Origin of the sequence: Chlamydia psittaci 6BC (genome assembly GCF_000204255.1) — a bacterium.
GTDB lineage: Bacteria > Chlamydiota > Chlamydiia > Chlamydiales > Chlamydiaceae > Chlamydia > Chlamydia psittaci.
The window spans coordinates 199,171-217,271 of the sequence record NC_017287.1; the positions used below are offsets into that span (position 1 = coordinate 199,171).

Sequence of the window (18,101 nt, forward strand, 5' to 3'; positions counted from 1 at the left end):
ATGTCCAAACTCATCAGACGAGTAGTTACGGTCCTCGCGCTAACTAGTATGGCGAGTTCATTTGCCAGCGGGAAGATAGAGGCCGCTGCTGCAGAGTCTCTTGCTACAAGATTCATTGCCAGTACTGAAAACTCAGATGACAATGTTTTTCAAGCAACAGCCAAGAAAGTTAGATTTGGTCGTAACAAAAATCAAAGACAAGAACAAAAACATACTGGAGCTTTCTGTGATAAAGAATTTTATCCTTGTGAAGGTGGCCAGTGCCAACCAGTAGACGCTACACAAGAATCTTGCTACGGCAAAATGTATTGTGTCCGTGTTAACGATGACTGTAACGTTGAAATCAGCCAATCTGTACCTGAATATGCAACAGTAGGATCTCCTTATCCTATTGAAATTCTCGCTGTAGGTAAAAAAGATTGCGTTAATGTTGTGATTACTCAACAGCTTCCTTGCGAAGTTGAGTTTGTCAGCAGTGATCCTGCGACAACACCAACCTCGGATAGCAAATTAATCTGGACAATTGATCGCTTAGGTCAAGGTGAAAAATGCAAAATTACCGTTTGGGTAAAACCTCTTAAAGAAGGTTGTTGCTTCACCGCGGCTACTGTATGTGCTTGCCCAGAACTTCGCTCTTATACCAAATGCGGACAACCAGCTATTTGTATTAAGCAAGAAGGTCCTGAATGCGCTTGCTTACGTTGCCCAGTTTGTTACAAAATCGAAGTTTGCAACACAGGTTCTGCTATAGCCCGTAATGTTGTCGTCGATAACCCAGTTCCCGATGGCTATACTCATGCTTCAGGACAACGCGTTCTTTCCTTTAACTTAGGAGATATGCGTCCTGGGGATTCTAAATGCTTCTGTGTGGAGTTTTGCCCACAAAAAAGAGGAAAAGTTACTAACGTGGCTACTGTATCTTACTGCGGAGGACATAAATGTTCTGCTAACGTAACTACTGTAGTTAACGAACCATGCGTACAAGTAAATATCTCTGGAGCTGACTGGTCTTATGTATGTAAGCCTGTAGAATACACTATCGTTGTATCTAACCCAGGAGATCTTAAACTTTACGATGTAGTTATAGAAGATACCGCACCTTCAGGAGCAACAATTTTAGAAGCTGCTGGAGCTGAAATCTGCTGTAACAAAGCTGTATGGTGCATCAAAGAAATGTGCCCAGGAGAGACTCTTCAATTTAAAGTTGTGGCTAAAGCACAAAGCCCAGGTAAATTCACAAATCAAGTTGTTGTCAAAACTAACTCCGATTGTGGAACCTGTACTTCTTGCGCAGAAGTTACAACACATTGGAAAGGTCTTGCAGCTACGCATATGTGCGTAATCGATACCAATGATCCTATTTGCGTAGGAGAAAATACTGTATACCGTATTTGTGTAACCAACCGTGGTTCTGCAGAAGATACGAACGTCTCGTTAATCCTTAAGTTTTCTAAGGAACTACAACCCGTTTCTTCTTCAGGTCCAACAAAAGGAACCATTACAGGGAATACAGTAGTATTCGATGCTCTACCTAAATTAGGTTCTAAGGAATCTGTAGAGTTTTCTGTAACATTAAAAGGAATTGCTCCAGGAGATGCTCGAGGAGAGGCTATTCTTTCTTCAGACACTCTAACGGTACCTGTTGCTGATACAGAAAACACACATGTTTATTAATCTTTTAAATTTCTTACTTTGAAAGATTTGTAAACGAAAAGGCCGTCCTAGAATTTCCTAGGACGGCTTTTTTGTTTCTCTTTCATCGTCACGATTTTCTGCGGATCCCTCCTAGGAAATGTCACAAAATTAAATTAAAAATTTTAATTAATAGTTGAGTCGGTTAAACTCTTTTGTCTTAAAGTATTTAGAGAAGGAGTTTTCGTATGTCTGGTGAGAACGCAAATAGTATAGGTAGCGATGTTACAAGTCTAATCCAACCTGGATTAGAGCAGGTAATGCAGGATGAAGGAGTGCAGGTTTCTTTGATTAATTCTGTACTAGGCTGGTGTAGAGTACATATCATCAACCCAATCAAAACATCAAAAATCGTACAATCAAGAGCATTCCAAATTACTATGGTAGTACTAGGAATTATCTTACTTATCGCTGGTTTGGCTTTAACATTTGTATTACAGGGGCAATTAGGAAAAAATGCTTTCTTATTCTTGATCCCTGCGGTTATTGGTTTGGTTAAGTTGCTCGCAACTTCAGTGTGTATGGAAAAGCCTTGTACCCCAGAAAAATGGCGTTTATGCAAACGTCTATTGGCAACAACTGAAGATATTTTAGATGATGGTCAGATTAACCAATCAAATACGATTTTTACTATGAATAGTTCTGAGTCGACAAGTGCTTCAGCATCATAGGAAAATAAAGACATAGGCATTTTTAATATCTTAGACATTTAGGAGGTGTTTAACCTCCTAAAGAAACAGCCGCTTTACGATCTCTTAAAAGGATCATGTCTTTTAAAATGTTCACAGATTCTTCCATTTGTAAGTCGTTGCTTCCAAAAGGACGAAGAGCTTCTGAAGGATCTTTTACTTCTTCTAAGAAGATTTTATAGTTCTTATTTTCACTCAATCTCTGTCGACTGTTCTCAGTAAGCTGAGGTAGCATCTCTCTCCAAACAGTCTCTTCTTTCTGTAGATTCGGTATGTAGTATTTTTGAAACCAAGGACGCATGTGGGAATCTAGATCCCCTAAATTATCATTCATGACATTGTCACAACTATCCGAAGGTAGAGGGTGTTCTAAATAACGTTCTCCTAAAGGCTCTGCGAAATAGCGAGAAGCTACATGGATGTCGGAGCGTACACCACGAAGTTGTGTCGATTTCCCAGAAGGCGAATAGTATTTCCCCACAGTAACTTTAAAAAAGCCCTCCGTACCCGCATCTGCTGTAATCGTTTGATGTTGAATTGTGCCTTTCCCATAAGTTTGCTCATCACCAACAATGATAGCTAAACCATAATCTTGTAATGTTTGCGCAACAATTTCAGCTGCAGATGCAGAACTTTTCGAAACAAGAATGGTTAAGGGACCGTCATAGAATTTTTTCGGAGAAACCGTACGGTAACGCTTGATACTCCCATCTGCATAACGTGATACAACAACCACACCATTAGTCATAAATAAACCAGAGACTTTAATGGCTTGTGAGAGAAAACCTCCTGTGTTTTCTCGGATATCTAAAACTAAACCTAGAAGGTTCTTTTCCTGTAAGCTTTGAATTGCACGTTTTAGATCTTGTTCACTTGAAATCTGATTTTCCCCTTCGTAGAAAGAATGCAGCGTAATCTTCCCAATGATCCCATCACCATAAGCTTCATAAGAAACATCAACACGACGATCATCTAAACTGATTTTTTCGCGTTTTAACTTCACTGTACGATTTTGGTCTTTACTACGGACGTCTAAGATCACTTCAGAACCCTGAGAGCCTCTAAGACAATCTAACACAGCTCTAAAGGGAAGGTTATCTATGCTTCTACCATCAACACGATAAATCACATCATCAACATGCAATTCTCCTGTTTTTTCCGCAGGTCCCCCAGGAATAATCTCTTTTACAATCACCCCATCAATATCTTCTTTTAAGATAACGCCAATCCCACACATACCCTTTTCTAATTGAATACGCATGGCTAGAGCTTCTTCCTTACTAAAATACGTGGTGTGCGCATCTAAACTATGGGCCATAGCTTTCACTACACGAACATGGAAGTGATGGGATTCCTCTTCAGGTAACATAGGTTCCCCATAATCATTAATCCCTAAATAAGGATTCTCATATGCTTCAAGTTGACGTACACAGAGTTGGGTTAAAGAAGCTTCCTTCCCTAGGTACCTATCTTTGGAACTATCCGATAAATACACAGAAATATAAGAGAGGAGTAATGAACGCTGCCTCTCCTTTGCCTCTTCGATAGAGCGTGCCCAGTGGTTAGGTTTCTTTATAAGAGGATGGGAAGAAGCTTCCTTCACCAAAGCTTCAGGATTGGATAACCATTCAGCTCGCCATTGACGTGCTCGAACAATGCTTTCTTTAATTACACGATTCAAATTCTGATAAATAGAGAAATTGTTCGTTTTATAGTTTTTTAACAGGCGTTTTTTAATATCTGCAGAATAGATAAAATTATTTACCTCTTGTTCTGTAAGATAAGCTTTATGGGGATCAAAAGATTGAGAGTAACCTAGTAAGGAACGTACTAAAATATCCGAAGATATATCTTGAATATCAACATGATACTCAATCAGCTTATCAACAGTTTTTCGTATGTCTTCTTCATGAAGTAATTCAGATGCAAAAGAGAAACTAGGAAGGCATGTTAAAACAAGAGCGCAAAGACGTAGTATTTTTATCATTACAAATATCTTTGTTGATCGTGGATACTTGTAACATCGACATAAAATGCTCAGGCTTGAGCGAAGATTTTTGCTCCGAAGAAAAACTTATTCAGAATAAACAGGTTGGTAAGAAAAATATTCTTTCTTAAGATGCCGGGGATGGAGCGCATAAAAAATTTTTTATATCACAAAGCGCATTGATCAATAATATCCCTATTGCAATGAAAACTAGGAAAGAACCTATGATAAAATAGGCCCCTGAAAAGGGGAGTGTCGCTTGCGGTAGGAAACTTAATCCCGATAAAAGCAAAGCAAGAATAAAGAATACCGTAGCCATTGCAATCATCACAACATTACGTGAAGAATCATGCACCCGCTGTTGAAAATGCCCATGTAAAAAACTTGCCGGAATTTCCGTAGTCATAGGTTTCCTTGGACTTAAAAAGAAAATATTATAAAACAAATAGGATAAGAAAACACTTAAATAAAAGTTTTCAATCTATTGTTGTGACTTAGATGCTTTTATGTATTATCTTTGTTTTTTCATATTGATAATTTCTTTTTTAACAGGGCGAGCTGCTCCTGTTGCCTGCTCTGAAGTTTTCCCCTGGATAGCACCTAAATCTCTTACTGTGCTCGGCAGCCCATTTGTCGATGTTATCCTCGAAACTCCTAAGGAATTTATTGAAAAATGTGACGTGAAAGTAGGTGAGATACAAAATATAAATAGCTCAGATGTAAAAAAGATTTTTTTGATGTACAGAGAAACCTTTCCCGACAATCCGATCACAGTAACAAGGAAAGAACCTCTAAGCCTTACGGAAGATCAGCTAGCTAATCTAGGTTGTAGAAGTTTACTTAATAAGCCGCCTTATCTTAATTACTCAAAACAGGCAGAATATGGGCCAGCACTGAATGCATGGGATCATCTCCGACTTATTCTTCGTTGCCCAAATCAAGAAGATACTTTCTGCTACTTTCTTGACGAAACGCCCCAATCCCTGGCAGGACTATCTTTATCCCCGGATCTGGGATATACTTTGATTGATAGCGAATTATTAATTTATGGTTGCTACATAGAAAGTTTTTTGAAAAAAGCGGGCAGTCTCAACCACAAAATCCTACTCGATCTTAATAATCCTCATATCGTCCATCAATATAGAGACCGCGTTTGGTCCTTGTTTCCCTATATAGACGTTCTCTTTTTATCAGAAGAGTCAACGCAGTCGTTAACAGGGATGTCTAACACCATTTTAGGTAGACGCCTGCTTTCCCGTATGATTCCGACGGTGTTTGTACAAAACATAGCGGAAGAGAAGTCGCAAATCTATTTTATCCAACATGGTAAAGAAACCCTGTATTCCTCCACACAGGAATTACAACAAATCATTTTCGCGTTTCTCTTTGGTTATATCAACGATAATGTAATGGATTACTGTTTTCATGCAGGGGATCTCTTACTAGAAAATGCCTAATTTCTTCTCCACAAGCTCAGGAAGCTGTTTTTGTAATTCTAAAACTGAAAAATAACTTTTCCATATTAGAATAATTTTTTTGAATATCAGATGATTATACTCTAATTCTCTTCTAAAAATAAGCCCTTGCAAACAAAGGGATCCTTACTCTATATTTTCCCCCTTATAGTAGTTAGGTTGAATTGAGAAGGATACATGCCAACCATTAATCAATTAATACGTAAAAAGCGTCAATCTAGCGCGTCTAGAAAGAAATCTCCAGCCTTGCAGAAATGCCCACAACGACGTGGTGTATGTCTACAAGTAAAGACAAAGACTCCTAAAAAGCCGAACTCAGCTTTACGTAAAGTTGCTTGGGTGCGTTTGTCTAATGGTCAAGAAGTCATCGCCTACATTGGTGGTGAGGGCCATAATTTGCAAGAGCACAGCATCGTGTTGGTTCAAGGTGGCAGGGTTAAAGATTTACCTGGTGTCCGTTATCACATCGTTCGCGGAGCCCTAGATTGCGCTGCTGTCAAAAATAGAAAACAAAGCCGTTCTCGATACGGAGCAAAGCGTCCTAAGTAGGACTATTCTTTATTTAGGAATGAGAAGTTAGAGGTTAATTTATATGTCAAGACGACATGCCGCTGAGAAAAAAGTCATCCCAACAGATCCTATCTATGGAAGTGTGACTCTGGAAAGATTCATTAATAAAGTTATGATGCACGGCAAAAAAAGCGTCGCTAGAAAAATTGTTTATAACGCTTTGGAAAGATTTGCTAAGAAAATAGGCGCTGAGAATGTTTTAGAAGCTTTTGAAGAAGCCTTAGAAAATGCAAAGCCTTTGCTTGAAGTTCGGTCTCGTCGTGTTGGAGGGGCTACATATCAGGTTCCTGTAGAAGTTGCGGCAGGTCGTAGGGATTGCTTGGCTATGCAATGGATTATTAAATTTGCTAGGGCAAAGCCAGGGAAATCCATGGAGGTAGGATTGGCTACCGAGCTTGTTGACTGTTTCAATAAGCAAGGAGCTACTATCAAGAAGCGTGAAGATACTCATCGTATGGCTGAAGCAAATAAAGCGTTTGCTCATTATAAGTGGTAAAATAATATTTAATCTCGGTTCGAAAGAGGCGTAACAAGTTCATGAGTGATCAAGAATTCGATTTAAGCAAGATCAGAAACATCGGTATCATGGCACATATCGATGCGGGAAAAACGACAACTACAGAAAGAATTCTTTATTACGCCGGAAGGACTCATAAAATAGGTGAGGTTCATGAAGGCGGCGCCACCATGGACTGGATGGAGCAGGAACAAGAAAGAGGTATTACTATTACCTCTGCTGCAACAACTGTTTTTTGGTTAGACTGCAAAATTAATATTATTGACACTCCAGGCCACGTCGATTTTACCATTGAGGTAGAACGATCTCTACGCGTTCTAGACGGTGCTGTAGCTGTGTTTGATGCAGTGTCAGGAGTTGAGCCTCAGTCCGAGACTGTATGGAGACAGGCGAATAAATACGGTGTTCCTCGGATCGCTTTTGTAAACAAGATGGATCGTATGGGTGCTGATTACTTTGCAGCCGTAGAATCCATGAAAGAGAAGCTTGGTGCTAACGCTGTTGCTGTGCACTGTCCTATCGGCTCAGAGAGTCAATTTGTCGGGATGGTCGATCTTATTTCTCAAAAAGCTCTTTACTTCCTAGATGAAACTCTAGGTGCTAAGTGGGAAGAGCGTGAAATTCCTGAAGAACTTAAAGAAAAGTGTGCCAAACTTCGCTACGCTCTTCTCGAAGAGCTTGCTACAGTAGATGAGAGCAACGAAGCTTTCATGATGAAGGTTCTTGAGGATCCAGATTCGATTACAGAAGAAGAAATTCATAGCGTTATGAGGAAAGGGGTTATTGAAAATAAAATTAACCCTGTATTGTGCGGAACCGCTTTTAAAAACAAAGGGGTGCAACAACTCCTTAATGTTATCGTCAAGTGGTTGCCATCTCCTAAAGACCGCGGAACAATTCATGGAATTAACCTAAAAAATAACGAAGAAGTCTGCCTAGAACCTAGAAAAGACGGGCCTCTAGCCGCTCTTGCGTTTAAAATCATGACGGATCCTTACGTCGGTCGTATTACCTTTATTCGTATTTACTCTGGTACTCTTAAAAAAGGTTCAGCAATCCTGAATTCTACTAAAGATAAGAAAGAGCGTATCTCTCGTTTATTGGAAATGCACGCGAATGAGAGAACAGATAGAGACGAATTCACAGTCGGTGATATTGGAGCTTGCGTAGGGTTAAAATATTCAGTAACAGGGGATACACTTTGCGAAGAAAATCAAGAAATTGTTCTTGAACGTATCGAAATCCCTGAGCCTGTGATTGACATGGCTATTGAGCCAAAGTCCAAAGGAGATAGAGAGAAGTTAGCTCAAGCATTAAGTGCTCTTTCCGAAGAGGACCCCACTTTCCGTGTAAGTTCAAATGAAGAAACTGGACAGACAATTATCTCCGGAATGGGTGAGCTACATTTAGATATTCTTCGTGATCGTATGATCCGCGAATTTAAAGTAGAAGCTAACGTTGGCAAACCGCAAGTATCTTATAAAGAAACGATTACTACAAATAGCAGCAGTGAAACAAAGTATGTAAAACAGTCTGGTGGTCGTGGTCAATACGCTCACGTTTGCCTCGAGATTGAACCAAATGAACCAGGAAAAGGAAATGAAGTTGTCAGTAAAATTGTTGGCGGCGTCATTCCTAAAGAATATATCCCAGCCGTTATCAAAGGTGTGGAAGAAGGGTTAAATACAGGCGTTCTTGCCGGCTATGGTTTGGTTGATGTTAAAGTGAACATTGTATTCGGGTCATATCACGAAGTGGATTCTAGTGAGATGGCGTTTAAGATATGTGGTTCAATGGCAGTTAAAGAAGCTTGTAGAAAAGCTGCTCCAGTCATTCTAGAACCTATTATGAAAATTGCAGTAATTACTCCTGAAGATCATCTAGGAGACGTTATTGGGGACTTAAATCGTCGTCGCGGAAAAATCTTAGGTCAAGAATCTTCTCGAGGTATGGCACAAGTAAATGCCGAAGTACCCCTCAGTGAAATGTTTGGGTACACAACATCTTTAAGATCCTTGACTTCCGGAAGAGCAACATCAACAATGGAACCTGCCTTCTTTGCTAAGGTTCCTCAAAAAATTCAAGAAGAGATTGTTAAGAAGTAAGGAATATATGAAGCAGCAAAAACAGAAAATCCGTATTCGTCTGAAAGGATTTGATCAAGGGCAACTAGATCGATCAACTGCAGCTATTGTTGAGACTGCTAAAAGAACAGGCGCTCGTGTAGCAGGTCCTATTCCGTTGCCTACAAAGAGGGAAGTGTACACCGTGCTGCGTTCTCCTCACGTAGATAAAAAATCTAGAGAGCAGTTTGAAATTCGTACTCATAAGCGTTTGATAGATATCCTAGATCCTACAGGAAAAACTATAGATGCTTTAAAAATGTTAGCTCTTCCAGCAGGAGTTGATATTAAAATCAAAGCTGCATAAATTCATCTGACTCGGCTATGCATTTGTTAGAGAAATTTAAAGCTCAGAGAGTATCTCTTCTCTCAAGGGAGCTCATTTCTTGTTGCGATTCTGCTATTGCTTCTTCTGATGCAGGCCACGTTTATCAATTGCTCTTTAACACAACAGGCTCTAATCTGTCCTATAAGGTAGGGGATTCTCTTGGTGTATTTCCAAAGAATCCCGTGCATGTTGTTGAGAAGATCCTTGAGTGTCTAAGTTATTCTCCAAAACAACTAATACAATCTCGAGCATCTTCTCAGATTTCCCTCTATGATTTCTTGAGATGTCATACGAATGTAAATAAATTACCCCCAAAGCTGAAGTCTTTTTTCCCTGATCTAGAAGAGACGATGACTTTCTACGATGCAATACAAAAATACAAACCCCATATTCCTGTGGAATTGTTTGTAGAGAGTGTTTTGCCCTTATTGCCACGATTTTATTCTATAGCTTCAGCTCCTCATCCTAATGAGAATCAAATCGAACTCTTGGTCAGACTTGTGAATTATTCAGGAGAATATGAGCAACGCTACGGTGTCTGTTCTTTCTTTTTGTGTAAGGAATTAGAGTTAGGCAAGAGCTGTAATGTGTTTGTACAACCAACCAAACACTTTACTATTACAGATGACATACAAAATAAACCTATTGTCATGATTGGGTCAGGAACAGGAATCGCTCCTTATAAAGCGTTCGTACAACAACGTATCTACAATAACGATGCTGGTATGAACATGCTCTTTTTTGGAGAACGTTTCGAAAAAGCAAATTTCTATTACCAAGATTTCTGGAAAAAAGCCGTCGAAAATGAGTTTTTAAAGCTATTTCTCGCCTTTTCTCGTGACGGCGATCATAAACTTTATGTGCAAGATCTACTCAAACAACAAGCAGACCTTGTTCTCCAAGCTTATGAAGAGGGCGCCTACTTCTTTGTATGTGGAAGTAAGGTATTAGGAAACGAAATAAAAAAAACTCTAGAAGATATCCTAGGAAAGAATAAGCTCTCCCAATTAAAGGAAGAGCACCGTTATGTTGCTGATGTGTATTAACCGCAGTACTCCATAATTGTCAGTATACAAAAACATTGAACACCATCGCCGCAACCAAAATCACTTAATCCCTCTCCTGAAGTCGCAGTAATGCCTACAGATCCTAAGGGAATGTTCAAGGCTGAAGCAATACTTTGTCGCATTGCAGAGAGTTTTGGGAGGAATTTTGGGCGATTCCCCTCAATAGTAATGGCCACATGAGAAATCATTTGGTTCGATTTCAAAGATTTTATAGCTTCAGATAAATACACGCTACTGTCTGTAATCCCACGAGTATGGAAAAGCTCGTCAGCAACTTCTCCTAGTATGATTCTATGAGTGACAGAAGAAATAGCGTTGCAAATAGCATGGAAAATAATGTCTCCGTCCGAATTTGCTTGGAAACCGGGACTATTTTCAAAGATAACTCCAGCTAAAATACAGGGTTTTGCAGAACTTTCAGAGAGGAAACGATGGCTATCTTGCCCGATTCCTACACGGTAAATCCACTGCGGTTTAGGCAAGGAAGAGTCATTTTCTGCGTTCATACTTATTGTACCGTTTTTAATGTTCTTTTATTGAGAAACAACCATCTTGAATCTAAGGAATTTACGCATACCTAATCTTCAAGATTTTAATACAGTTGAAAATCTCTTTGAGCACTATACAAAATCACTAGAATTCACGCACCTATACATATATAAAATTATTCTATTAAACAAAATTAACTCGGGATGAAAACATTATTTCAATAAATCTAGAATTTTAATTAAAAAACAATTTGTTTTTTAAGTTCAAATCGTTAATTATATTACAGTTTTTATTTTTAATATGGGCTTTATCCATGAAGATTGGATACCAAACAAGTGAAGAATTCGATCAAAGGATCAGTGGATTACCCAGAAATGTCCACATGATGTTCCCCAGAGATGATGAAGGCATTTGGGATATTTCTTGTGACTGGGATCTTACAAAACCAATAGCTTGTAGAAATTCTTTACTGGCAGCATTTCCATTCGTCGGTTCTATCGTGGGATTGATTAAACTGGTGAGTGTGTGGTCAGTTAATCTCAGAGAGGATAGTGCAAAGAAAGTATTTGTATACACTGTCACAGGATTAATGGAGTTTTGTGGTCTAGGTATCCTGACTCTAATCTTGAAACTTCTCTATACATTTGCACTCCATTGTTGTAGCAAACCAAATTCTAGAACCTTGTCCGCTCCTCATATCGCTGAAAGCTACTCTAACTAATACCCTAGCGTTCTGACCTCACTTTTTCGTAAACTCTTTGATTAGAGTTCATGTTCTTAGAAATATCATTGCTTTAAAGCGAATATTTCCCTATGATAACCTACTGAAAATGGCTGGATAGCTCAGTTGGTAGAGCAGAGGATTGAAGATCCTTGTGTCGTCGGTTCGACCCCGGCTCCGGCCATACTCGGTTAAAATTCAATGTGGCTAGTTTTTCTTGAAAAACTAAAATTCAGGACTTTGTATTTTTTATAATTTCACGGTTTGTTAAAGTATTTAGCAGTATTGAGTCCTGATCACAGAATAAAGAATCATAAGGGAAGATTTAATGAAGTCTTACGCAATAATTCAGACCGGAAGCAAGCAATATCAGGTTTCTGAAGGAGACATAATTGACGTCGAATTATTAGACGGTGTTTCCGAAGGACAAGAAGTTGTTTTCGATCAAGTGTTGTTTACTTTTGATGGGTCTAAAGTTTCTTTAGGGACTCCTACAGTAAAGAATGCTGTAGTAAAAGGCGAATTGTTATCTCGAGTTCGTGGAGAGAAAGTCATCGCCTATAAGTATAAAAGACGTAAAAATTATCACCGTAAGATCGGTCACCGTCAGAACTATCTTAGGGTAAAAATTAGCAATCTAGTGATGTAATCGACTAGTGGAAAACTAAAGGATTTTGAAATGGCACATAAGAAAGGTCAGGGAGCAAGCCGTAACGGTCGCGATTCAGAGTCAAAGCGTCTTGGTATGAAAGTGGGCGCAGGACAAAGGGTTTCCACAGGAAGTATTCTTGTAAGACAAAGAGGCACTAAGTGGCATCCTTCGAAAAATGTAGGTAGAGGTCGTGATGACACTCTATTCGCTTTAATCGATGGTATTGTTGTCACTAGAAAGACAGATCGTACATATATTTCTGTTCTTCCAGAATAAGTCTTACCAGACTCTTCAAAAATTAAGTTTGTTTAGGAAGCTCTATTTTTTGCTGATGCATAAAATGGGGCTTTTCTATTTTTAACAGCGTCTGCGATTTAGGGGATAAATACACAATGTTTTTAGATCAGATTACCATAGAGTTGCGTGCTGGAAAAGGCGGTAACGGTGTTGTCGCTTGGAGAAAGGAAAAATATCTGCCAAAAGGCGGTCCCTATGGCGGTAACGGTGGTGTCGGTGGATCTATCATTATAGAATCGGCTACACATGTGTACTCTTTTGAATCCTATAGAAATATACGCTTTTTAAAAGCTGAAGACGGGCGACCAGGAGCCACAAATAACCGTTCTGGGAAGAACGGTAAAGACCTCGTCTTAATCGTTCCCGAAGGAACTTTACTCAGAGATGTAGAAACTAAAGAAATTCTACACGACTTTGCTAAAAGTGGAGAGCGTTTAGTTGTTTGTCGTGGAGGTAAAGGAGGTAAGGGGAATACGTTTTTCAAAACGTCCACAAACCGTGCTCCTACGAAAGCAACTCCCGGTAAGCCTGGAGAAATCCGCCAGGTTGAACTCGAGCTCAAGCTTATCGCCGACATTGGCCTTGTGGGCTTCCCTAATGCAGGAAAATCTACATTATTCAACACTCTTGCAAGAACCGAAGTCAAGGTAGGCGCTTATCCATTCACTACACTTCAGCCTGTATTGGGGCTGGTTCCCTGCCAGGAAAAACTCTACCAGAAACCCTGGATTATAGCAGATATTCCTGGGATCATAGAGGGCGCTCACCAAAATCGTGGCTTAGGGCTCGATTTCTTGAGACACATTGAACGTACCAGATTATTGTTGTTTGTTATTGATATTTGCGGATGTGAGCGATCCTCCCCAGAAGAAGACCTACGTATTCTTATGGATGAGCTTGTACATTATAGAGCCGATCTCGCAGATAAAAATAGGATCATAGCTTTAAACAAGATTGATGATCTCCTTCCCGATGAAAGGCAAGAACGTCTAGAAAGTTTTCAAAAACTCTTTCCCTCTGAGCAGTTTGTATTAGTATCCGGACTTACTGGAGAGGGAGTCGACTTACTAAATAGTCTTTTCACAAATAAACTCGCCGTGTAAACCATCCCCATCAAGATCGCAATTGTTGGTCCTGCAGGGAAATCTAAAGCATAGGCAATCATAATCCCGGAAAATGAGCATAAGATGTTCAAGAGAACAGAAATCATCATAATCCGGATCATTTTATAGGAAAACCTGCAAGCTATCGATATAGGCAGAACTAGCATGCTTAGCATTAAAATTACGCCCATAATGTAAATCAACATGACGATAGTAATTGCTGCTAGGATAAGCAGAAGGAAGTACCACGTTTGTACAGAATACCGGCTAAGCATCATATATTTCTCATCGAAACATAAAGAAAGAAAACGGGTGTGGCAGAGTACTACAATTGTAAGAACAATAACGTCTAAAATTCCTAGTCTAAAGAGATCTTGGGTGGTTACCCAAAGAATATTGCCAAAAAGGAAATTGACTAATTCTGAGTTAAAAGCAGGAAGTTGCGAAATGAAGATAATACCAATAGCCATACCTACAGACCAAATCATGGCAATAAGAGCGTCTTCTCTTTCTTGATATTTGAGATGGATTTTCCCAATACAGAGTGCGAGGATAATCGCTCCGATAATGGCACCATACATAGGGGGAAACTCAATATGCAATCGGTACTGAATCCATAGGGTAAGGCCAATCCCTCCTAAAATAGAGTGGGAGATACTGCCACTAATGGAAACAATACGTTTGACTACGATGTATGTTCCTACAACACCGCCAGCAATGGAGGCTCCTAAAGCCGCCAGTAAAGAAGGAAAAAGTAGAGAAGGTAGGATATGATTAAAAAAAGAAATCATAGATCAGCCTTTTTTTCGAAGGAGTCACAACAGAACTCTTGGGGTATTGTTGGCATATTCGTTAGCGTTGTTAAAGTTCTGCTCATGTAAAATACTTTATTGAAATTACTGGTTGTATGATGCAAATCATGAGTGATCATGAGGATAGTACATTGAGTATTCAGCTCCTTGAGAATTTGTAGAATGCGTTGTTGGTTTTCTGGATCTATATTTGCTGTGGGTTCGTCTAGAATAAGGAGTTTAGGTTGTGAGGACAGAGCTCTAGCTAACAGTACCCTCTGTATTTGCCCTCCAGATAGATGAGAAAAACACGTATCTTTGTGATGTAAAAGATCCACAGTTTCGAGAGCTTGTTCAGCAAGTGCATGATCGTGTTTCGAATATTTCCCATGCCAACGTAGAAAAGATAACCTTCCAGAAAGAACCACCTCTTTTACAGAAATAGGAAAAGAAAAATCATAAGAGAAGTGCTGCGGAACCCATCCAATGGTAAGCTCAGATTTTTTTGCACATGAAGGAAATGTGTTTAATGTTCCTGTAGTAGGTTGCAATAAGCCTAACAACAGTAGGGCTAGGGTTGTTTTCCCCCCACCGTTCGGGCCTATAATGCCAACAAAGTCCCCTTCATGAACTGTGAAGGACACGTTATTGATAATCCAAGAGCTTTTCGGGCTATAGCGAAATGAAAGATCCTTAACGAGTATTTGTACTGTCATAAATTAGCAAAAGTTGTTGCTATAGTTTTTAGATTATTTATCACGTTTTCTTCATACGGATCTAAGCTTACTGTAGCCATATGAAAGCGTTCTGCTAGCATAGCACTACTGCGCTTCCCAGCATGACGGAGTAAAATCATAGAGGAAATTCCATGCTTGCGAATACTCTGAGCAGCACGGACAACATCTTTAGGTGAGGGCTCCATGTAGTTACTTTTCTCAACGACGTGTTGGAAAAAGTTGTAATCCCTACAGAAATAAGCAAAAGCTCCGTGTGCAACTAAAATATGCCGCTGCTTAGCAGCTGCTGTGATTTCTTGAATTTCTACATCTAAGTTTTCTAAGGTTTCGAGTAGCTTGGTTCCGTTACTTCGATATAGTGCGGTGTGCTCCGGGAAATGTAGACAGAGAGCTTCTGTGATCGCCATGACTTGTATTTTTAGATTTTTCGGGCTTAGCCAAGTATGGGTATCGAAGCTGTGAAATTGGTGAGTACATCCTGTATGCTCAGAAATGATCTCAATATTTTTTGTCAGATCTACTTGAGGGCAGGAAATATTTTTTTCACAAGACTTCTCAAAATTTTCTCCCATACGAAACCATAGTTGCGCACGAACAATTTTTTCCATGTGCCGTGGGGATAGCTCATAGGTATGTGGATCATAGTTATTGGTAACTATAGAACATACCTTGCAGGTGTTTCCTGCGATCTGTTCAACTAAAAATTTATAAGGAGCTATACTAACGAGTATGTGTTTTTCTTCCGATTTAGAGTCTCCAAAGACATGAGAACAAGAAAAGAAGAACAAAAGAAGGATGAATATTCTATACATGATTTAGGTAGATTGATGAATTCGACCATTATCCTATTGACCAGTAATTTTAATAAAGAGTGAATTCGAAGTCGCTTGGTTGATTTTTTAAAAATCCTTTGTATTCAGACGAATCTTGATAAAAATGGATATATTACGATATCTTCAAAGCCAGTTTTGCTAAAGAATATCCTTAATCTGGCTTTCTGGAGAGATGTCCGAGTGGCTTAAGGAGCACGCTTGGAAAGCGTGTGTGCGTTAACGCGTACCGTGGGTTCGAATCCCACTCTCTCCGCCAGTTTTCTGAAAGCTTGTTTTTTCTCCTAACCACATCAATTTGTTAAGTAAAAATAAAAGTTGAGAAATATCCCTCTGTATTTTTTATTCTTGTATAACAAGGATATTTACTTTAACTTATCCTAATTTTTTAATTCTCTAGGACCTCTAAACGTATGCATCTTTGCTGTTTAGATGAAAAAAGTTCTTAGAACCTGCTCGAGTTAATACTTGCCAAGAGAGTTGCGTTCATTTTTGTTCTTAAGGGTTTTCTTTAGGGATAGTTCTCAACCTCTTCTCTCTTGCGTAAACGTGTGCATATGTAGGGGGAAACCTTTGGAAGAAAACTTTTTCAAATTGATTCTCATCACCAATAAACAAAATATTTCGGTAGAGGAGTATCTCGATTTCGTTTGTGCTTGCGTACACTCTGGAGTGACCTCGGTTCAATTGCGTGAAAAGGAACTTTCCTACAGAGAGCTATTGGGTTTTGGAGAAGCATTAAAGTCTATGTTAGATCCTTTGGAGATACCGTTAATTGTAAGTGACAGCGTGTCGGTGTGTTTAGATTTGGATGCTACAGGCGTCCATTTAGGACAGACAGACGGTGATGTTATCGAGGCTAGAGAGCTTCTAGGTTCTGATAAAATCATAGGGTGGAATGTCAACACTCTCGATCAACTCCTCAATGCGAATACTTTGCCTATTGATTATTTGGGGTTGAGTGCAATGTTTGCCACTCAGAATAAACCCGATGCAACGAATCTTTGGGGTTTCTCTGGTTTAGAACAAGCTGTTTCCCTTTGTGAGCATCCTATTGTTGCTATCGGTGGTATTGACGAAAGCAATGCCGCTGAAGTCATCGAAGCTGGCGCTGCAGGGATAGCAGCTATCGGAGTATTCCACAGCGCACAAAATCCAGGCTTAGTAACGAAAACACTAAGGGAAATTGTTGACAGAGGACTGAGATGTTAGAACACATGCAAGAAGCATTGCAACGCTTAAGAAAGGAAAGGCCCGTAATTTTAAACATTACGAATTACGTTTCTATGGATTTCCTAGCGAACTGTTTTCTAGCTATCGGAGCTTCACCTATTATGAGCGTGTCCGATTTGGAGTTAGAAGAGTTAATAGAACTGAGTTCCGCAGTGTATATTAATATCGGAACTCTAGATCATTTATTTATTCAAAGAGCTTACAGAGCTGTAAACCTTGCTGTACGACAAAATAAACCCGTGATTTTTGATCCTGTGGCTGCAGGAGCTACAAAGATTAGAACAGAGGTATCTCATCACGTACTTTCCCATGCCACAATCGTTCGAGGAAATGCTAGTGAGATCCTGTCTTTCGGAGATGTCCCCAGGAAAACACGTGGTGTAGATTCTACTCACTCTACCCAAGACGCTAGGGATGTGGCCATCGCTCTAGCTAAAGAATGTTTGTGCGGCTGTGCTATTGCCGTGTCTGGAGCTATAGATTTTATTACTGATGGGAATCGTGAGGCAACTGTAGAACTTGGAGATTCGTTAATGTCTTATGTTGTAGGCATGGGATGTTCTTTAACAGGAGTACTCGCTGCATTTAGATCCGTAATAGACGATTCTTTTGAAGCCACGAGATTAGGTATAGAATACTTCACCCTGTGTGGAATGCTGGCTCGTGAGCGTTGTGAAGGCCCCGGATCCTTTAAGGCTTATCTACTTGACGAGTTGTATGCTTCCGACTTTAGTAGGATGCGTCGATACTACGATCGATAAACGCTACATCAAATAGAGAACTTTGTATTTTTGAGTTTT

At 39.6% G+C, this 18,101-nt stretch carries 20 protein-coding genes and 2 tRNA genes; 16 read left to right on the forward strand and 6 right to left on the reverse strand.

Annotation, left to right across the window (positions count from 1 at the left end; translation table 11 throughout):
* Both omcB and G5O_RS06115 read left to right on the forward strand, forming a co-directional pair.
* Complete coding sequence (omcB, locus tag G5O_RS06110; protein WP_013462604.1) at window positions 1-1,674, forward strand: outer membrane complex protein OmcB; 1,674 nt, start codon at window positions 1-3, stop codon at window positions 1,672-1,674.
* A gap of 206 nt (window positions 1,675-1,880) precedes the next feature.
* Window positions 1,881-2,363 carry a cysteine-rich outer membrane protein gene (locus tag G5O_RS06115; protein WP_013462605.1) on the forward strand — a complete coding sequence of 161 codons (483 nt, stop codon included), beginning with the start codon at window positions 1,881-1,883 and terminating at the stop codon, window positions 2,361-2,363.
* A gap of 49 nt (window positions 2,364-2,412) precedes the next feature.
* Here the strand turns inward: G5O_RS06115 and tsp are convergent, their stop codons facing one another.
* Together tsp and G5O_RS06125 are read right to left on the reverse strand one after the other, a co-directional pair.
* A complete protein-coding gene (tsp, locus tag G5O_RS06120; RefSeq protein ID WP_006342863.1) occupies window positions 2,413-4,368 on the reverse strand; it encodes a tail-specific protease Tsp in 1,956 nt (651 codons plus the stop codon).
* Window positions 4,369-4,495: 127 nt separating this feature from the next.
* On the reverse strand, window positions 4,496-4,774 hold the full coding sequence (locus G5O_RS06125) for a hypothetical protein (protein ID WP_006342865.1): 279 nt from the start codon (window positions 4,772-4,774) through the stop codon (window positions 4,496-4,498).
* Window positions 4,775-4,874: 100 nt separating this feature from the next.
* Between G5O_RS06125 and G5O_RS06130 the strand changes: the two genes are divergently transcribed.
* The 6 genes from G5O_RS06130 (at window position 4,875) to G5O_RS06155 (ending at window position 10,427) form a co-directional block, all read left to right on the forward strand.
* Window positions 4,875-5,825: a carbohydrate kinase family protein gene (locus G5O_RS06130; RefSeq protein WP_006342866.1), complete on the forward strand. Its 951-nt coding sequence runs from the start codon at window positions 4,875-4,877 to the stop codon at window positions 5,823-5,825.
* A gap of 195 nt (window positions 5,826-6,020) precedes the next feature.
* Window positions 6,021-6,392, forward strand: coding sequence for a 30S ribosomal protein S12 (gene rpsL / locus G5O_RS06135; protein ID WP_006342868.1), 372 nt, complete (start codon window positions 6,021-6,023; stop codon window positions 6,390-6,392).
* 43 nt (window positions 6,393-6,435) lie between these two features.
* Window positions 6,436-6,909, forward strand: a complete 474-nt coding sequence (rpsG, locus tag G5O_RS06140; RefSeq protein WP_006342869.1) for a 30S ribosomal protein S7 — start codon at window positions 6,436-6,438, stop codon at window positions 6,907-6,909.
* A 41-nt stretch (window positions 6,910-6,950) separates the two neighbouring features.
* The gene (gene fusA, locus G5O_RS06145) at window positions 6,951-9,035 is read left to right on the forward strand and encodes an elongation factor G (protein WP_006342870.1); all 2,085 of its coding nucleotides are present in this window, start codon (window positions 6,951-6,953) and stop codon (window positions 9,033-9,035) included.
* Between the two features lie 7 nt (window positions 9,036-9,042).
* A complete protein-coding gene (gene rpsJ / locus G5O_RS06150) occupies window positions 9,043-9,360 on the forward strand; it encodes a 30S ribosomal protein S10 (protein ID WP_013747327.1) in 318 nt (105 codons plus the stop codon).
* Between the two features lie 17 nt (window positions 9,361-9,377).
* Window positions 9,378-10,427: a ferredoxin reductase domain-containing protein gene (locus G5O_RS06155; RefSeq protein ID WP_006342872.1), complete on the forward strand. Its 1,050-nt coding sequence runs from the start codon at window positions 9,378-9,380 to the stop codon at window positions 10,425-10,427.
* Here the strand turns inward: G5O_RS06155 and ispF are convergent.
* Entirely contained in the window at window positions 10,424-10,954 is a 531-nt protein-coding gene (ispF, locus tag G5O_RS06160; RefSeq protein ID WP_013462606.1) for a 2-C-methyl-D-erythritol 2,4-cyclodiphosphate synthase, read from the reverse strand. The two genes, G5O_RS06155 and ispF, sit on opposite strands and share 4 nt — an antisense overlap.
* 296 nt (window positions 10,955-11,250) lie before the next feature.
* Between ispF and G5O_RS06165 the strand changes: the two genes are divergently transcribed.
* The 5 genes from G5O_RS06165 to obgE all read left to right on the forward strand — a co-directional run bounded on the left by G5O_RS06165 (window position 11,251) and on the right by obgE (window position 13,710).
* Window positions 11,251-11,658 (forward strand): hypothetical protein, encoded by a 408-nt coding sequence (locus G5O_RS06165; RefSeq protein ID WP_013747328.1) that lies wholly within the window; start codon window positions 11,251-11,253, stop codon window positions 11,656-11,658.
* A gap of 111 nt (window positions 11,659-11,769) precedes the next feature.
* Window positions 11,770-11,842: transfer RNA gene (locus G5O_RS06170), tRNA-Phe, on the forward strand.
* Window positions 11,843-11,986: 144 nt separating this feature from the next.
* On the forward strand, window positions 11,987-12,307 hold the full coding sequence (gene rplU / locus G5O_RS06175) for a 50S ribosomal protein L21 (RefSeq protein WP_006342875.1): 321 nt from the start codon (window positions 11,987-11,989) through the stop codon (window positions 12,305-12,307).
* A 30-nt stretch (window positions 12,308-12,337) separates the two neighbouring features.
* Window positions 12,338-12,586, forward strand: coding sequence for a 50S ribosomal protein L27 (gene rpmA / locus G5O_RS06180; RefSeq protein ID WP_006342876.1), 249 nt, complete (start codon window positions 12,338-12,340; stop codon window positions 12,584-12,586).
* 116 nt (window positions 12,587-12,702) lie between these two features.
* Window positions 12,703-13,710: a GTPase ObgE gene (gene obgE, locus G5O_RS06185; RefSeq protein ID WP_006342877.1), complete on the forward strand. Its 1,008-nt coding sequence runs from the start codon at window positions 12,703-12,705 to the stop codon at window positions 13,708-13,710.
* Here the strand turns inward: obgE and G5O_RS10305 are convergent.
* From G5O_RS10305 to G5O_RS06195, 3 genes are read right to left on the reverse strand one after another with little or no spacing between them, the layout of a single operon-like run.
* Window positions 13,608-14,501, reverse strand: coding sequence for a metal ABC transporter permease (locus tag G5O_RS10305; RefSeq protein ID WP_006342878.1), 894 nt, complete (start codon window positions 14,499-14,501; stop codon window positions 13,608-13,610). The two genes, obgE and G5O_RS10305, sit on opposite strands and share 103 nt — an antisense overlap.
* Window positions 14,498-15,217 (reverse strand): metal ABC transporter ATP-binding protein, encoded by a 720-nt coding sequence (locus G5O_RS06190; RefSeq protein ID WP_006342879.1) that lies wholly within the window; start codon window positions 15,215-15,217, stop codon window positions 14,498-14,500. Before G5O_RS06190 ends, G5O_RS10305 begins: the two co-directional genes overlap by 4 nt.
* Window positions 15,214-16,050, reverse strand: coding sequence for a metal ABC transporter solute-binding protein, Zn/Mn family (locus tag G5O_RS06195; protein WP_006342880.1), 837 nt, complete (start codon window positions 16,048-16,050; stop codon window positions 15,214-15,216). The genes G5O_RS06190 and G5O_RS06195 overlap by 4 nt, the downstream gene beginning before the upstream one ends.
* A gap of 187 nt (window positions 16,051-16,237) precedes the next feature.
* Between G5O_RS06195 and G5O_RS06200 the strand changes: the two genes are divergently transcribed.
* The 3 genes from G5O_RS06200 (at window position 16,238) to thiM (ending at window position 18,062) form a co-directional block, all read left to right on the forward strand.
* Window positions 16,238-16,327, forward strand: a tRNA-Ser gene (locus G5O_RS06200).
* A gap of 314 nt (window positions 16,328-16,641) precedes the next feature.
* A complete protein-coding gene (gene thiE / locus G5O_RS06205) occupies window positions 16,642-17,280 on the forward strand; it encodes a thiamine phosphate synthase (protein ID WP_006342881.1) in 639 nt (212 codons plus the stop codon).
* On the forward strand, window positions 17,274-18,062 hold the full coding sequence (gene thiM / locus G5O_RS06210; RefSeq protein WP_013747329.1) for a hydroxyethylthiazole kinase: 789 nt from the start codon (window positions 17,274-17,276) through the stop codon (window positions 18,060-18,062). The genes thiE and thiM overlap by 7 nt, the downstream gene beginning before the upstream one ends.
* Window positions 18,063-18,101 lie beyond the last annotated feature (39 nt).

Bases quoted from the DNA above. Each gene is read 5' to 3' on its own strand.
- omcB (WP_013462604.1), top strand. From the start codon at position 1: ATGTCCAAACTCATCAGACGAGTAGTTACGGTCCTCGCGCTAACTAGT.
- G5O_RS06115 (WP_013462605.1), top strand. From the start codon at position 1,881: ATGTCTGGTGAGAACGCAAATAGTATAGGTAGCGATGTTACAAGTCTA.
- tsp (WP_006342863.1), bottom strand. From the start codon at position 4,368: ATGATAAAAATACTACGTCTTTGCGCTCTTGTTTTAACATGCCTTCCT.
- G5O_RS06125 (WP_006342865.1), bottom strand. From the start codon at position 4,774: ATGACTACGGAAATTCCGGCAAGTTTTTTACATGGGCATTTTCAACAG.
- G5O_RS06130 (WP_006342866.1), top strand. From the start codon at position 4,875: ATGTATTATCTTTGTTTTTTCATATTGATAATTTCTTTTTTAACAGGG.
- rpsL (WP_006342868.1), top strand. From the start codon at position 6,021: ATGCCAACCATTAATCAATTAATACGTAAAAAGCGTCAATCTAGCGCG.
- rpsG (WP_006342869.1), top strand. From the start codon at position 6,436: ATGTCAAGACGACATGCCGCTGAGAAAAAAGTCATCCCAACAGATCCT.
- fusA (WP_006342870.1), top strand. From the start codon at position 6,951: ATGAGTGATCAAGAATTCGATTTAAGCAAGATCAGAAACATCGGTATC.
- rpsJ (WP_013747327.1), top strand. From the start codon at position 9,043: ATGAAGCAGCAAAAACAGAAAATCCGTATTCGTCTGAAAGGATTTGAT.
- G5O_RS06155 (WP_006342872.1), top strand. From the start codon at position 9,378: ATGCATTTGTTAGAGAAATTTAAAGCTCAGAGAGTATCTCTTCTCTCA.
- ispF (WP_013462606.1), bottom strand. From the start codon at position 10,954: ATGAACGCAGAAAATGACTCTTCCTTGCCTAAACCGCAGTGGATTTAC.
- G5O_RS06165 (WP_013747328.1), top strand. From the start codon at position 11,251: ATGAAGATTGGATACCAAACAAGTGAAGAATTCGATCAAAGGATCAGT.
- rplU (WP_006342875.1), top strand. From the start codon at position 11,987: ATGAAGTCTTACGCAATAATTCAGACCGGAAGCAAGCAATATCAGGTT.
- rpmA (WP_006342876.1), top strand. From the start codon at position 12,338: ATGGCACATAAGAAAGGTCAGGGAGCAAGCCGTAACGGTCGCGATTCA.
- obgE (WP_006342877.1), top strand. From the start codon at position 12,703: ATGTTTTTAGATCAGATTACCATAGAGTTGCGTGCTGGAAAAGGCGGT.
- G5O_RS10305 (WP_006342878.1), bottom strand. From the start codon at position 14,501: ATGATTTCTTTTTTTAATCATATCCTACCTTCTCTACTTTTTCCTTCT.
- G5O_RS06190 (WP_006342879.1), bottom strand. From the start codon at position 15,217: ATGACAGTACAAATACTCGTTAAGGATCTTTCATTTCGCTATAGCCCG.
- G5O_RS06195 (WP_006342880.1), bottom strand. From the start codon at position 16,050: ATGTATAGAATATTCATCCTTCTTTTGTTCTTCTTTTCTTGTTCTCAT.
- thiM (WP_013747329.1), top strand. From the start codon at position 17,274: ATGTTAGAACACATGCAAGAAGCATTGCAACGCTTAAGAAAGGAAAGG.